The sequence below is a fragment of the Pelorhabdus sp. sgz311002 genome (genome assembly GCF_056134285.1).
In genome coordinates this window covers 172,176-187,727 of sequence record NZ_JBWBCL010000004.1, presented here as the reverse complement: position 1 = coordinate 187,727, position 15,552 = coordinate 172,176, and the positions used below count along the sequence as shown (strand labels likewise).

Below are 15,552 nucleotides of genomic sequence, written 5' to 3'. Positions count from 1 at the left end.
TCACTTCCTCTCTTGCTCGCTTATATTGATACACGCCTTATCATCTGGTGGTAATATCCCCTGCAAAAATACCTGAAAAGCGTGGGCCGTATATTCTTCATTTGATTGCGGTGATAGGGGCACATTTTTTTGAATTAAAGGCTTCATTAAAAAGAAAAAGTTTAAAATACCGGCCAGAGAAACAGCCGTGAAATTCACATTTAAATCCGAGCGAAAGAAGCCTTCTTTGATCCCTGTTGCAATGGCCTCAAACATAAATTGATAAGCTTGCGAGATATGACGCTGAATTGTTTCCCCGCCACATTCTGTCGGATTAATCATTTCACTCATAATGAAACAAGCTAAACAGGGCCGAGTGCCATGAATATTGGCAATTTGATCGGCATAAAATGCGAGCCTGTCGACAGGTGAAAGGTCTACGCGGCTCTTAACACTCTGTAGAGCCGCTAAGATTGGGGCAAGTTGCTCCTCTAAGACAGCCTGATACAGCCCTTCCTTGCCATTAAAATAATAAGAAATTGCCGCTACATTGCATTTGGCGCCAATAGCCAACTCCCGCACGGAAACAGCAGAAAATCCCTTATGAGCAAATAATTCTGTCGCAGTCGCAAGCAAACGACTTCGCTTATCTTCTTCCATAAAATACGCCTCCCCTAACTGTAAACGAACATTTAACAACATTAAATAGACTTTTCAGAATAGATAAAACAATCGTTTTAAATAAACGTTTGTTTTAATTGTAAATTTACTATACTTTTCCTAATTGGTCAATAGAAAAACCGCAGAAATCATTCTGCGGCTACCTTCTTGATAATCTTTTTTCTTGTGAAGTGAATTAGAAACGAAAATCTCGTTTACCATCATGCAGTTCCTGCAAGTGCTCGATCGCAATCTTTCTCACCTTTTCATTGGTAATGCGAGGAATTTCCTGTTGAATCACCTGCTCCCCTTTTACCTGAGTATCTTTTGCTGCATAATCTTCTAGATATTCTTTTAACGTCATCAGCGCGTTCGGCTGACAACAATTCACAATCTGTCCTGATTTAACAAGACTCATGAAGCGATCCCCTGTGCGGCCTTCTCGATAGCAGGCTGTGCAGAAACTCGGAATATAGCCAAGTCCTAGCAGCCAATTCACGATCTCATCAAGCGTACGGTTATCGTTTACTTCAAACTGCGCCGAATTTTCCTCTTCCGGTTCTTTTTCCACATAGCCGCCCACACTCGTACTGGAACCGCCGCTAATCTGAGAAATTCCCAGCTCCAGCACACGTTCCCGCGTTGCTTGCGACTCACGAGTTGATACGATCATACCGGTATAAGGCACAGCAATCCGTAAAACAGCGACAATTTTAGCAAAAATCTCATCAGAAATGGCATTCGTAAAGTTTTCTGGATCAATATCATCAGCCGGGCGAATTCTCGGTACACTAATCGTGTGCGGTCCGACGCCCATCGTAGCTTCTAAATGTTCCGCATGCATTAATAGTCCCACAAAATCATAGCGGTACATATTTAGTCCAAAGAGAACGCCAACGCCAACATCATCAATCCCAGCTTCCATAGCGCGGTCCATCGCTTCCGTATGGTAGGCATAATCATGCTTCGGCCCAGTCGGGTGAAGCTCTTCATAACTTTTCTTATTATAAGTTTCTTGAAATAAAATATACGTGCCAATCCCAGCTTCGTTCAGCTTGCGATAATTTTCCACAGTGGTAGCTGCAATATTCACATTGACGCGGCGAATCGCCCCGTTTTTATGCTTAATACTATAAATCGTCTTGATACTTTCCAACACATATTCAATGGGATTATTGACAGGGTCTTCGCCAGTTTCTAAGGCCAAGCGCTTATGTCCCATATCCTGGAGCGCAATAACCTCGCGGACAATTTCCTCCTGCGTCAGTTTCTTGCGGGTAATGGTCTTGTTTTTTTGATGGTAAGGACAGTATACGCAGCCATTCACACAGTAATTAGAAAGGTATAAGGGAGCAAACATGACAATCCGATTGCCATAGAATTTTTGTTTAATATCTCGCGCCAAAGTCTTCATGGCCTCATTGGCATCATCAAGCTCACATTCTAAAAGAACAGCTGCCTCACGATGGCTCAAACCTTTACATTCTTTCGCCTTATTTAAAATGCTTTCAATTAATGATCGATTCGTCTTATTGGCAGACGCATACGCAAGAGTATCGAGGATTTCCTGATCATCAATAAATTCTGCCGCTTGCTTTGATTTTACATTATACATTCTTCTGGCTCCTTTACCATTCGACTAAGACCTATTCCTCTCCAGAAAAGGTCATTTTCGAGTAAACTGTTTTAATACTTACCTGTGGAACCATCCCTAATTTGCCGGCGAAAGCACTGATTACATCATTGGGAGCATCCATAACGATACTGATGACAGAAACATTCCGTTTATGATAAGGAATCCCCATACGACCTACGATATACTCGCCATAATCGTGCAAAATATCGTTTAGCTTCTTCGCAGATTCCTTATTTTCTACAATAATTCCTACTAAAGCAAGTCTTGTTTCCATCTAGCCCTCCAAATAACTAAAAAATCCTTGCAGCTATAAGCGCAAGGATAGAATGTTATAACGAAGCCAAAAGGCTTACGTAAACCTTTTTTCTCCAACTCCTATGCTCTCGCCTTCTCATTCGGGATACCCCTCGTGTAATCAGTACGATTTTGCTAAACAGTGTGGTTTGCCTCAAGCAACTATTTTCTCTTGCTCAAAAGACTCACCGAATACTATTTGCATGGTATCACAAATCACAGAAAATCTCAAGAAAATTGATCATTACGTCAAATTGCTTGCTGAGATAAATCTCTGTATTGTTTTGCAAGACGCCCCTGCTTATAATCAAAGTATAACTGAGAACTTCATACGGAAGGCTTTAGTAAGATTTAATTATTGGATAGTTGCGGGAAAGGAACGTCTGTTATGCCAGAATATATCATGCAAATCGACTTCATTGATTCACCAGGGCTAGGTTATGAAATTTTTAAAATCACTGATAAAAATAAAATCAATAAAATTGCCATGGAAGTACTGCCGAAAATCGGTATGGCCCTACAATTCGAATGTGAGATGCAAGAACAGATTCAGCAATTAATGACTGATCTCTCGGCGCTGCCGAGCATTAAGTCCATTCAATTTCTGAATCAAATGCCTTATCGTGAAAAGGAACAAGAACTCGGAACGATTCTAAACTCTGTAAGCGAAGGAATCATTGCCATTAATTTAAAAGGATGTATTTCTCATATTAATGAAGTGGCCTGTAAGTTGTTCGGCTGCAAAGCTACTGTCATTGGACTGCCAGTCGAAACTGTTCTCGGCCCCCATTCCCTCATCAAAAAAACGCTGGATAGCGGCAAAGTCTATCGTCTCCAAGAACAAAAACTAGAAATACAAGGGAAAAAGTTCTCATTTTTTACAAGTACTCTACCTGTCACCAATGATTTAAACGAAATTATTGGCGCCGTATCAACCATTCAAGATTTAAAGCAAGTAGAAAAAGCTCTGCTAAATACGGAACAGGGCTCTCGTCAAACTACGTTTGACGATATCATTTGTCAAAGCGCCAGCATGAACCAAGTCATTACCGCTGCCAAAACAGTTGCGAAAAGCACTTCTACCGTATTGCTACGGGGCGAAAGCGGCACAGGAAAAGAACTATTTGCCGCCGCCATTCATCAGGCAAGCCAACGGGCGACACAACGCTTACTGGCGATCAACTGTACCGCCCTAACTGACACACTACTGGAAAGCGAACTTTTCGGCTATGAAGCTGGTGCTTTTACCGGTGCCGCAAAACAGGGAAAAAAGGGCCTATTTGAACAAGCGAACGGTGGAACGCTGTTTCTTGATGAAATTGGCGATATTTCGCCACGTCTTCAAGTCCAGCTCTTGCGCGTGCTGCAAACCAGCACCATTCGCCCAGTCGGCGGTATTCGGGAAATTGAAGTAGATGTTCGCATCATCGCGGCGACGCATCGCAACCTGGAAGAACTGATTCGTTGCGGCCAATTTCGCGAAGATCTCTATTACCGTCTCAATGTCATCCCCTTAACGCTGCCGCCGCTGCGTGACCGCAAAGAAGATATTCCGTTATTAGCGCAACATCTAGTTAAGAAAATTTGCCAAAAATTGAATAAGCCGCCTTTACAACTGACACCAGCCAGTGTTGCTCTGCTGCTCAAAAAAAGCTGGCCAGGCAATGTACGTCAACTGGAAAACACGTTAGAACGAATCATTAATTTTATTGATGGTCGTGAAATTCAGCCGCAAGATATTGCAGCTTGGTCGGATCTTGATTCTGCAGCTTTTAGGCCTGAAACAGTCAGTCACCAGGAAGAATCGCTCGCCATTCAAATTCCGTTGTCATCGACACGGCCCTGGCCTACCTTAAAAGAAATTGTGGCCGCCGTTGAAAAAGAGGTTCTTGCTGCCGTATTGGAACAATACCCATCATCACGCGCCGCTGGCCAGGCTTTAGGCGTATCAAATACAACTATTCTAAATAAAATACATGCTTATCAGCTGCAAAGACACTCTCATCAGAATTAAATCGTCAAAATAAATTGCCAAGATATTTTATCACCGATAAAATATCTTGGCAATTTTTCTATCAAAACTACTTATAATCCTTTCTATACAATCGCAGTTTTTTAATAATTTGGCTAGTAATAGCTACCTTTTGCTACTTTTGTAAAAGCTGGCATGAGTTTTGCAGAGTACTTAGAAGTATGATCAAAATCTTCTGAAAAAATTATTGGAGGAATTATTATGGCAGTTAAGTATATTCCAGAACCGTTTCGCATTAAAATGGTTGAACCCATTAAAATGCTTACAAGAGAAGAACGCGAAGCAAAAATCGCTAAGGCACAATATAATCTCTTTAACTTGGCTGGCGAAGACGTCTATATTGACCTATTAACCGACTCAGGCACAAATGCCATGTCTGACCAAATGTGGGCTGGTGTCATGCGCGGTGATGAGGCCTATGCCGGCTCGCGCAGCTATTATAAATTGATCGAAGCAGGTAAAGATATCTTTGATTATGGGTACATTCAACCAGTCCATCAAGGGCGAGCAGCAGAAAAAGTACTTTTTGGCGCCATTCTAAAAAAAGGGCAAGTGGCTATTTCCAATATGTTTTTTGATACAACAAGGGCCCATGTTGAGCTATGCGGCGCTCGAGCAATTGACTGCGTCGTCGCCGAAGCAAAAGATCCCGTAAAAAAAGCGCCTTTCAAAGGCAATATGGATATAGCAAAACTAGAAAAACTGATTCAAGAGCATGGTGCAGCGCAAGTCGGCCTCATCGTTATGACAGTGACAAATAATTCCGCTGGCGGTCAGCCCGTTTCCGTGCAAAATATCCGCGAAACAGCAGCGCTTTGCCAAAAATATCAAATCCCCTTTAATATTGATGCAGCTCGTTATGCCGAAAACGCTTTTTTCATTAAACAGCGTGAGCCAGAATTTAAAGATAAATCAATTAAAGAAATTATCCGCGCGATGTTCGACTGCGCTGATTACTTTACCATGTCAGCGAAAAAGGACACGCTTGTCAACATGGGCGGGCTTATCGGCGTAAAGAATAGCGAGTCAGCGCTGATTCTGCCAATCAAGGCAAACTGCATCTCCTATGAAGGCTTTACAAGCTATGGCGGTCTTTCCGGCCGAGACTTAGAAGCTTTAGCCATTGGCCTATATGAAGGTTTAGATGAAGATTATCTACGATATCGAATTGGTCAGATGGAATATTTAGCTGCTAAACTGGATGAGGCAGGCATTGCTTATCAATCCCCCGTAGGCGGACATGGTGTTTTCGTCGATGCCAAAGCTCTGTTCCCTCAAATTCCTTACCATGAATTCCCTGGCCAGGTTCTCGCTGTAGAACTTTATAAAGAGGCGGGAATTCGCGCCTGTGATATTGGTTCCTACATGCTGGGCAATGACCCTGACACGAAAGAACAATTGCAGGCCGACTTTGAATTTACTCGTCTGGCTATCCCGCGCCGCGTATATACGCAGGCCCATTTTGATATTATGGCGGAAGCGTTGATTGCCATCAAAGCTCGTGCTCATGAAATCAAGCATGGCTATAAAATCACTTGGGAGCCACCTATTCTGCGGCATTTCCAAGCTTCGCTTACACCGATTACCCAATAATAGATCAAACGAATATATTTTGCCTACGAGTAGCGCTGGCCTCGACCTAAAAAAGTTAAGGAGCTTTCCTGTTGGATCGCCTGAGGCGAATCTAACAGAAAGCTCCTTATTCCATTTCTTATAATTTAAAACAGAGAACGAGTCCCTCTAACTGCGTAGCCACAGATGATAAAGAGTTCGCCGCTGCTTTAATTTCCTGCATTGTTTGACTAACCTGATCAGTACCATTGGAAATCGTCTCAGTTTCTTGGGCATTTTGAACAATTACTGCAGCTACAGACTCCATCGCTCCATTAATCTCCTGCATCTCAGTCGATACTTTCCCTAACTGGTCGCTAATTTCCGCCGTCACTGCTAAGAATGCGTCGGCATCCTGCTTATACTGAACGCCCCCTTGAACAAACGCGTCGTAATCGCATAGTACTTTGGCATTAATAAACTCCAGCAGTTCCTTACTGTTATCCACAAGAACATGCATTGTGAGCTGAACCTTTTCTGTTAAGTGTTGAATCGTATCAACAGTACGCGACGATTCTTCCGCCAGTTTGCGAACTTCTTCAGCGACTACGGCAAATCCCCTGCCGCTTTCACCGGCATGAGCCGCTTCAATAGCGGCATTAAGCGCTAATAGGTTGGTTTGTGCCGCGATAGCAGCAATGGAATCAGCCATTTTTACAATTTCATCGACTACCTTACCGTCTTCAATGGCTTGCACTACTTTAGAGTTAATGCCGTCATACAAGGTTAAAGCCGCCTGGCGTGAATCAGCTGCATTATGCTGTAACAAAGCAGCTTTGTGATCTACCGTTTTCGCAACTCGGCTCCCCTCTAGCGAACTATCAGATAATTGATGAACATGACTTCTAACATTTGCGGTAAAGGCGGTAAATTCCTCGGCGGAAGCGGAAAGTGAATGAACCCCATCAGCGACCTGACCGGCTGACTGAGCCACACTGCCAGCAGCTTCAGCTGATTCTTCTGTGCCACTCTGCAGCTCCGCTGCCGATGCTGCAATCTGTCGGGAAAAATCAGATATTTTCTGCAAAATATCACGCATATTTACGGTCATCCGATTAATTCCTGCCGCAATCTGCGCTAACTCATCGTGCGAACTCACTTCTACACTAGAAGAAAGATCCCCTTTTTCAATTTTCACAAGGCCGCTGCTAATAACCGAAACAGCATTCACTATGGATAACACCAAGGCAATACAAACATATAACAAGACTGGTAACGCAATGACGAGCGCAATCAAAACAATATTGGCTTTTCGCTCATATTGCTCGACTCGTAACGAACACAATTCGCCTAGCGCCTGTCCTAAATTGGCAAATAAGTGATCATTCACACTAACAGCCTGATCAATATCTCTAGGTGAAAGCGCGATAACACCTTGTTCTTGAGCTAAACCGTCATCCAGTTTTTGCAACATTGCGCTAAAAGTTGTCTTGAAGCCATCGGCTTCCGACTGCAGTGGCGTCAGCACACCTTTGCCCTTAGTCTGGTTAAAAGCAAGTCCAGTTTCCCAATCTGCATTCATCGTATCAACAAGTCCACCGATTTTTGTACTTAAGGCAATTAAATTTTTGCGATCGCCATAAGTCAGTGGTCCCGTCTGTTGTTTTTCTAATAAAGCCCGCACCTGAAATAAAGCGTCGGAAAGTGCGAGACTACGAAACATGACAACATCCATACTATAATAAGAATCAAGATCCGGATCGAGCGTAAGATTCGAGTTATCCGAAATATCGCTATGTAGCGTCGTCAACGCCCCAAAAAGCTCACTATAAACCTCCTGGCCGCCGCGAAGCCCTGCCCATAATTCTTTTGCTTTCACAATGTCTTTTGATACTTCTTTCTTCTGTTCTGGCGCATCTAAAACACTGTGAAATTTTTGGTCTACTTTTTCAATCTCAGAAAAAGCAGTTTCCACATTCTCAGAGCCTTGTCGCGAGTGAAAAGAATAGTCTTGTATCGATCGCGCTAATTGATAAGACGCTACGGCATATTCTACGCCATATTTTTCTTTTTGGGAAAAATCCTTACTTTCACCATTTCCCGCAAAAAATTGATATAAAGCTAGCACCAGCAAAGCAACTAAAATAATACTGACCATAAAAAATTTAGTCATCAAGCGAAATCGACTCATTATAAAAATTCCCGGTTGAAACAGTTTTTGAAGCATTTTATTCATCCCCTTATAATGGCGAAATCAGTCGATTTCACAAAGTCAGTACTTACTATTTAGAATAACAAATAGTGACCTCTTTTCCACTATCTAAAAGTACAGGGAGAAATATCCTCTTTTTTACAAGAAAATTTCTTTTGTATAAACCTAAAATAAAATGAACCCCGCCACAGCGGGGTTCTAAGCTCGCAACTAGATCAATCAATTCCGTTTACGCTATTGGCCGTACGGGAAATACCAACCGCAATTCTCGTCCATCCCCTCGCTGCAACAATAAAACAAGATCCAGCGATTCCTTAAAGCCGATCGGAACACGGCCATAAAAACGAACCCGACGAGAATCAAAGAAAATCCATGGCGGAAGATTGTTGCCATTTTTTTGCCGAACCGTCTGCCGCCAACGCGGCAAATCGGGCGGCAATTGTTCGGGCGGCACTACAAGTTCAAAAAAATCGCCAGCTCTCAACACTCTATTGTCGGGAAAAATTAGAACCATTCCAATCCCAGTTTCAGAGACTCGCTGCGGCTCCCCTTGTACCAATGAAGCAGGTAACGCCTTGACACTCCGTTCTACTTCTGGCGGCATTATCGAGGGGTTCACTGGGGGCGTCTCTGGCGGTGTCACGGGCGGTGTTACCGGTGGTGTTACCGGCGGTGTTACCGGTGGTGTCACGGGCGGAGTCACGGGCGGAGTCACGGGCGGAGTTACCAGTGGTGTTACTGGTGGTGTTACTGGTGGTGTTACTGGTGGTGCAACTGCAATAATCTGTCCAATGGCTGCATTTGCTGAAGAATTCACCGTATAATTGGCTCTCTCAGCCCCAGAAAGCGTCAGTCCTGTTACCGTCACAGTCTTGCCGCTACCTACGGCTGCACTGTCATAAGTGGCTGTACTGCCAGAAACAGTAACATCATCACCCAAAACACTACCGACCAAATGATAATTACTGCCTGTTAACGTAGCTGTTGCTGTTCCGTCGTAGTTTTTCTGTACTGTTCCGACCAGACTTGCCGTCAGCGGCGCCGCGGTGATGCTACCACTGATCGTGCCGGAAGCACCGTTGACTGTATAGCCATAGACAGGATGGCTGCTGCCATCTATAAGAGTGTCAACCGAAACCCCAGTTACTGTAACGACTTTACTGCTACCCACCTGTTGCGTATCAAATAAGCCGCTACCACCAGTAATATTGGCTGTGCCGCCAAAAGAATCCGTTCTTAAAAAATTAGTTGTTGTAAGCAATGCTGTCTTAGTTCCATTATAAACCTTCGTTACCGTTCCTTGAGGTACTACCGTCAAGATTAGTGGATTTGCGTAAATGAATCCGTTGCCGCTGTAGCTAACTTCTGGCGCAGCGGCATTAAAGGTTGTTCCATAAAGCGTAAAAGCATTATCCAAAAGATTCGTTTGATTTTGCGCAGCATTTTGCCCATAAAACAGCCATCGTTTGCCAGAACCAGCTAAAAACGAAGCGGAGCCTCCACTGACAACATCACCACTTCCAGCCGCAACAAGAATTAGATTCCCGCCAGAGCTTACCGTTCCATTAACAAGATTAATACTTTTATTAGCGCCGTTGCCAGTTCCCACCAACAGCATTGATCCGGAACCAATTTTCTGTAAGGTAACACCGCCCTCAATCCGAATTCCGTCTCGGCCGGAACCAGTGCCACTTGTCCCGCCTGTGCCAATAATTTTTACATCACCAGTGTTCGCCGCAAGCGCTACGTCGCTGGCAGATCCATTAACAAACCAAACACCGATACTGTCGGCGTCGCCGTTTCCCGTACCATTAAGAGTAATGTTACCGCTGCCACTTGCTGCAATGTTAGAACCGCTGTGATCAATCACAATCCCCATACCATTAGCACTAATGGCATTTCCTGTTCCGGTCATACTAAGATTTCCATTCTCAACTGACATACTGCTATTATAGTCAACTTGAATACCGTAATTATCGTTATGGCCGGTGCCGCTCGTCCCAGTCACGGTAACAGCACCATTGCCAGTGGCCGCAACACTGCTGTTATTACTTAACAAAATCCCATGATTGGACAAACCAGTTGGGCCTGCTCCTTGCGACTTTCCTGTCAGCGTAATAGACCCGCCAGCCGTTGTCACATGACTATGATCATCAATAAAGATACCATACTCGTTCTGAGTACCTACGCCGCCAGTACCATCAAGCGCAATTAAGCCATCCCCATTACTCGTAAAACCCGTGCTTTTGACAGTACCATTCGAAAGTAAAATGCCGTAATCATTAGAACTCGTTACCAGATTGGTACCAGTAATTTTAATTTGACCGGTGGATGTAGTAATATTTCCAGAAATTTCAACACCACTTACCCCGGGTACTGCTTGATTCGTACCATTAATCGTAATATTTCCACTCTGTGTTGTTACTGGTCCCTTAATGGAAACGCCGCTATCGCCAGCAGAAATCGTAACATGACCGCTCTGGGTCGCTATAGAACCAGCAGGAGTAATCTGAACTTTTCCACTAGGAGCTTGAAGAGTTAAAGCACCTCCAGCAGACTGGACAGAAGAATCAATGATTACATTTCGATCCGCTTGCAGCGTCAGAGAATGACCGCTGCTCCAGGAAAAAGGACTAGCTACCGTGATATCACCATATGCCACGGGTGCAGCCGACGGCCCTGCTGTTTTCACCGTTACATCCGTTGAGGCAAGCGCCGTAGTCAGACTGCCTGTACTAATAACATCGATAATTCCCACCGGAGCCGCAGGCGTTAGTACCGTAATCCCAGTCGTACTTTGGTCGCTTACTATATCTTGATCTCCCAAAGAACCGTGATCCTCAATATATACGTCGTACGGATCGATAAGCCAGGTTCCCGCAACGCCGCGCGGTGCGCCAGCTGTAACAGTTCCTGTAAGCCGCAAGCTTTTCCCTGAAGTTTCAACACGACCGCCATTGCCGCCCTCAGGCCCACCTTGCGCTGAAATCACCCCGTCATAAACGGTCTGCCCCTCAGACCAAATCGCAACGGTGCCGCCATCACTTCGTCCTAAACCATTGGCATAAAGCTTTGCCCCAGCATTAACCGTAACATTCTGGGCCTTTTCAGCCGTGCCTACCCCTTGAAAATCGCCACCGACACGAATCATCCCGCCGGTATTGCCGCTTGCATCAATTTTCGAAGCTCCACTAAGAACAATATCCTGTCCCAGTAGCCAAACCTGGCCACCCGCGCTATGTTCGCCGCGTGCATCAATCTGTCCCTGCTGTGTTACTGAACCGCCCTCCAGACGGACTACGCCATTTTTCTCGGTAACACTGCGCGCCCGCAAGACGCCGCCATTATTGACAACAGTCTGAAGCAAGCCGCTACGAGCTCCAGCTGACATCGTAATTTGACCGCCATCAGCTTGGATCAACCCCATATTCTTTACTGCCCCCTGAATAGCAGCTTGGTCGACAGACAAGTTCAGCAATCCATCACCATAAAAATCAACAGTCATACGCTTCCCTGCCGCCAGTCCAGCAAATCCCTGCGATACAGAAATTTCCCCTTCGTTTGTTACAGTATTGCCTAATAGTAAAGCATAGTTCTTAGCCGCAATAGTTCCTTGGTTCGCAACCGTACCACTGCCAGAAAAAACATATTTCCCAGCAAAAAAATCACTATCGGTCATTCCCAGTGAAGTTGCAACAAGACCACCGACCTGGACTTGCGCGCCTGGTGCAAATAAAATACCGTTAGGATTCAATAAAAAGACCTGACCGTTCGCTGTCAAAGAACCAAAAATATCGGACCTACCTAAACCATTAACGCGGTTTAAAACAATCGATCGGCTGCCCGGCTGAATAAACCGGACGGCCTCGCCAAGTCGTATGGAAAAATCGCGCCAATTTATGGAAAGTTTTTCACTACTTTGCGTAATAGTTACCTGACCACCATTTTGCGTAATTTGACCTGTACCACCGCTAATCTGCCCGCCCGCCGGATTAGCCCCTACAGAAGAAGCGAAAAAAATCCAACAGAGAAACATTACACTGCTTTTTTTCATGGCTTCTCCTCCTTAAAAATACATAACGCCTTGCAACCACAAACGCGACGGGCTATCAGTCGCGGACAGTGCGGCTTCGCGACCTACTTTCCAGGCATAATCCAATCGAACTCCATACTTTCCTGGTTGCTGCCATAATAATCCGACGCCAGCCCCCAATAACAACCGTCCATTAGGCCCCGAATCAACAGCGTTTTTATTGATTTTCACTTGGCCACGATCAAAAAAAGCGAGGACTTGAAACTGATCATCAGGCATCTTCCAAGCTATTTCGCTACGCCAAAGCCATCCTTCATCGCCGCCACCTTCCCCTTGCGGATAAGCCCGAACGCCATGAGGACCTCCCAAATAAAATTTTTCCGCTGAATCAAGATTTTTTCCCGCCAACTGCCCTGTTACCTCTAGAGACAAATCAAGACGATTCCCTAAAGACTGACGCCGATACCCATTAATGAGCCACTTGTCGTACTTCCCAGCAGTTTGGGGCAATTGATCGTCAAGCCGACTATCTTCTGATTGCAAGGAGAGCTTACCCCGATAATAAGCCAAGGAAAAATAGTTTACGCCGCCATTGCCTAGATCATCACTACTATCACCATATAGAGCAAGTACAGCCTGCTGCACTTTTTTGTCAGCGCGGTAGGCTAGACCCCTTTTTTCATCAATACTTGTTTTTACTTCATAACCAATTTTTGCTGTCAGTGAACGGTTTCTCAGTCGTTCTAAAGGAATCTCTTCATAAATGCCTTTTTCCGTTATACGACCTGATGCCTGTAACTCGGCGAAAGGATTACCAAGACGATACCCTAGCGAAGAATAAGCAATCGTCCAATTTATATCATTGCCCAACATGGGCCAAGTATAGCGAAAACTTCCATCCCGCAGCAAAGCGCCACTAGTCATAACGCCTCCTAGAAGCAGTTGATCGCCGCGCCCAGTCAAGTTTGAAAAGGAGACAGTTACGCCGCTTCGGTTGGCTCCGGCATAGCGGTTGCCATAATTGTCACTATAGATTTGACCATTCACAGATCGGCCTGGCAACAATTCCACCAGTAAATCACTTTCACCGGTAAATTCCCCGGGCGAAAGCGTTGCCCTAACACTAATGCCCGCACGATCATTTAGTCGCGAAAGTACTCCATCCAGAGTATCTTTATCAATCAGTTCGCCCGACTGTAGCGGTGCCAAAAGCGTTTTTAATACTTTTGAATCAAGCTTTGCCTCATTTTTAATGAGGATTTTGCCATAATGACCGACAAATAAATCAATTTCTACTTCGCCATTGACTATATTCTGGGCGGGAATGACTGTCGTCGCTAAAAAATATCCCCGCGACTGTACATAGGAGCGAACTTGATCAGCTATCTGCTCCAGCTCCGCGAGCGATAATTGTTTATTTAAATGGTCTCGCCACAAAAAACGCAATTGCTCCCCAGCAAATAAACTATCACCTTGAATCCGAATCGATCGAACAAACACTGCAGTTGTTCCACTTTCTTTCCCTGATTCCTCCGTTGGAACAACAATCTGCAGTGTTTTCTTTTCCGGGCTTATCAAGCGCTTTTCATTGCCTGCTCCAATAAGTTGCCCGCTGTCAGGCAATTCCGCCGCCCAGACAGTTCCCATTCCTAGCATATAGATCAATACCATCAAAAAACGCCACGACTGCCAACTCTGTTTTTCCATACTGCAACTCCATCTACATTTTAGGTTTATTGCTATTCACCTTTTGCTTATCATTCGTCACTACTACTCATTTCAGAGCAGGTTGGAAAAACAAACCAAATTACAGTTCACCAATATCCTATAATAAAAAGATTGCTATTAGTAATTCGTGTAAAATTGCTATAAACATTATAGGCTTTCAGACTTATTTTTGATCATTTTCGACAAAAGAAGAGTGGTTACCTGTCGTCTTCTTGGCAAATAACCACTTTTTATTCATATTATCTTGGTAAGCAATAACGAAAAAAATCAACAAAAACACCGAAACTTGCAATTACTTATTTTACCAATATTTTTTTAATCTACCCCGGCGTTTTAGGTACTAGCGCTATAAAGCTTTCAACGGTCTGCCAATATTCGCGGCGCGCCTGAAAAGCTGCTTGAATATGATCCATCGCCGGAAAAGTTACCAGTTGCGTTAGTGCGCCAGTCCGTTCATAAAGCGTATGAGACATAGCGACAGGAATCAGTTTGTCGGCCTCGCCATGTAGATAGAGTACAGGCGTATGAATCTGACTGACAACACGAATCGGGGATGCATCATAGTACGAAAAGCGGCCATGCCAGTATGCGGCTAGATTTGCATAAACCAGTAGCAGATCGGATAACTGGGGCTCAAGCTGCGGCAGTCGCTGCCTAATTTGCTCTTGTAATAGCGCATCAAAATCATCAAAAGAACTGTCAGCAATATAAAAAGAAACCGCGTCATTTTGATTATTTTTAGCAGCATGGAGTAACGCTGTAGCCGCTCCCATGGAAATACCGTGAACACCGATTTGACCATGGAGAAAGCGCTGCTGCAGCCAGGCAATCCACCGATCTAAATCTTCTTTTTCGTAGACGCCCCAAGACACCGAATCACCACCGCTGTCGCCATGGCGGCGCGAATCAATCATTAAAAAATTAAAACCAGCATTCAGATACATACGGGCGTAGCCCAAGCCATCTAAACGGCTCCCCGTAAAGCCATGTAAAAAAATAATTGTTTTAGTACTAGGCCGTGAGTTTGGAATAAAAGTTCCTTGCAACGGATAGCCAAAATCAGAAGTAATTGTAATGTCTTGCCAGCCTAACTGCGCTTTTCCCCATTCCAATCTCGCTTTCAGTTGAGCAGAATCGGACCGATTGGGTCTAGTATGGAGCACACTGGCTTCTTCAAAAACCTTATTTCCTAAGAAAAATCCGACGCCATTGACACTAAAAAACACGATTGCTGCAAATAATACCATTCCATAGCGCCACAGCTTCCGGCTTTTTTTCGCTATTCTCACTTGTCCATCCATAGTAAGTGCCTCCGTAGTATGAACCCCTTATTAAATACGACTTATTTTCTGCATTTTTAAACAAATTCCTTTTTATAATCGTCTAAAAAACCAGCTTTCTGTCACTGATAATGACAAAAAGCTGGT

General features: G+C 44.4%; 9 protein-coding genes. 2 read left to right on the top strand and 7 right to left on the bottom strand.

Translation table 11 applies throughout. The annotated features are described in order from the left end of the window. The 3 genes from AC0NJP_RS08585 to AC0NJP_RS08575 form a co-directional block, all read right to left on the bottom strand. The gene (locus tag AC0NJP_RS08585) at nucleotides 1–639 is read right to left on the bottom strand and encodes a TetR/AcrR family transcriptional regulator (RefSeq protein WP_474039604.1); all 639 of its coding nucleotides are present in this window, start codon (nucleotides 637–639) and stop codon (nucleotides 1–3) included. A 196-nt stretch (nucleotides 640–835) separates the two neighbouring features. Then, on the bottom strand, nucleotides 836–2,254 hold the full coding sequence (hydG, locus tag AC0NJP_RS08580) for a [FeFe] hydrogenase H-cluster radical SAM maturase HydG (protein ID WP_474039605.1): 1,419 nt from the start codon (nucleotides 2,252–2,254) through the stop codon (nucleotides 836–838). Between the two features lie 31 nt (nucleotides 2,255–2,285). Next, nucleotides 2,286–2,549, bottom strand: coding sequence for a TM1266 family iron-only hydrogenase system putative regulator (locus AC0NJP_RS08575; protein WP_474039606.1), 264 nt, complete (start codon nucleotides 2,547–2,549; stop codon nucleotides 2,286–2,288). Between the two features lie 408 nt (nucleotides 2,550–2,957). Between AC0NJP_RS08575 and AC0NJP_RS08570 the strand changes: the two genes are divergently transcribed. Together AC0NJP_RS08570 and AC0NJP_RS08565 are read left to right on the top strand one after the other, a co-directional pair. Next, entirely contained in the window at nucleotides 2,958–4,583 is a 1,626-nt protein-coding gene (locus AC0NJP_RS08570; RefSeq protein WP_474699515.1) for a sigma-54 interaction domain-containing protein, read from the top strand. Nucleotides 4,584–4,802: 219 nt separating this feature from the next. Further along, entirely contained in the window at nucleotides 4,803–6,194 is a 1,392-nt protein-coding gene (locus AC0NJP_RS08565) for a tryptophanase (RefSeq protein ID WP_474699514.1), read from the top strand. Nucleotides 6,195–6,312: 118 nt separating this feature from the next. On the opposite strand, the gene AC0NJP_RS08560 is transcribed toward AC0NJP_RS08565, so the two are convergent. The 4 genes from AC0NJP_RS08560 to AC0NJP_RS08545 form a co-directional block, all read right to left on the bottom strand. Next, nucleotides 6,313–8,379 (bottom strand): methyl-accepting chemotaxis protein, encoded by a 2,067-nt coding sequence (locus tag AC0NJP_RS08560; protein ID WP_474699513.1) that lies wholly within the window; start codon nucleotides 8,377–8,379, stop codon nucleotides 6,313–6,315. Between the two features lie 214 nt (nucleotides 8,380–8,593). Continuing rightward, nucleotides 8,594–12,418 carry a two-partner secretion domain-containing protein gene (locus tag AC0NJP_RS08555; protein WP_474699512.1) on the bottom strand — a complete coding sequence of 1,275 codons (3,825 nt, stop codon included), beginning with the start codon at nucleotides 12,416–12,418 and terminating at the stop codon, nucleotides 8,594–8,596. A 12-nt stretch (nucleotides 12,419–12,430) separates the two neighbouring features. After that, on the bottom strand, nucleotides 12,431–14,104 hold the full coding sequence (locus tag AC0NJP_RS08550; RefSeq protein ID WP_474699511.1) for a ShlB/FhaC/HecB family hemolysin secretion/activation protein: 1,674 nt from the start codon (nucleotides 14,102–14,104) through the stop codon (nucleotides 12,431–12,433). 341 nt (nucleotides 14,105–14,445) lie between these two features. Next, complete coding sequence (locus AC0NJP_RS08545; protein ID WP_474699510.1) at nucleotides 14,446–15,426, bottom strand: alpha/beta hydrolase; 981 nt, start codon at nucleotides 15,424–15,426, stop codon at nucleotides 14,446–14,448. Nucleotides 15,427–15,552 lie beyond the last annotated feature (126 nt).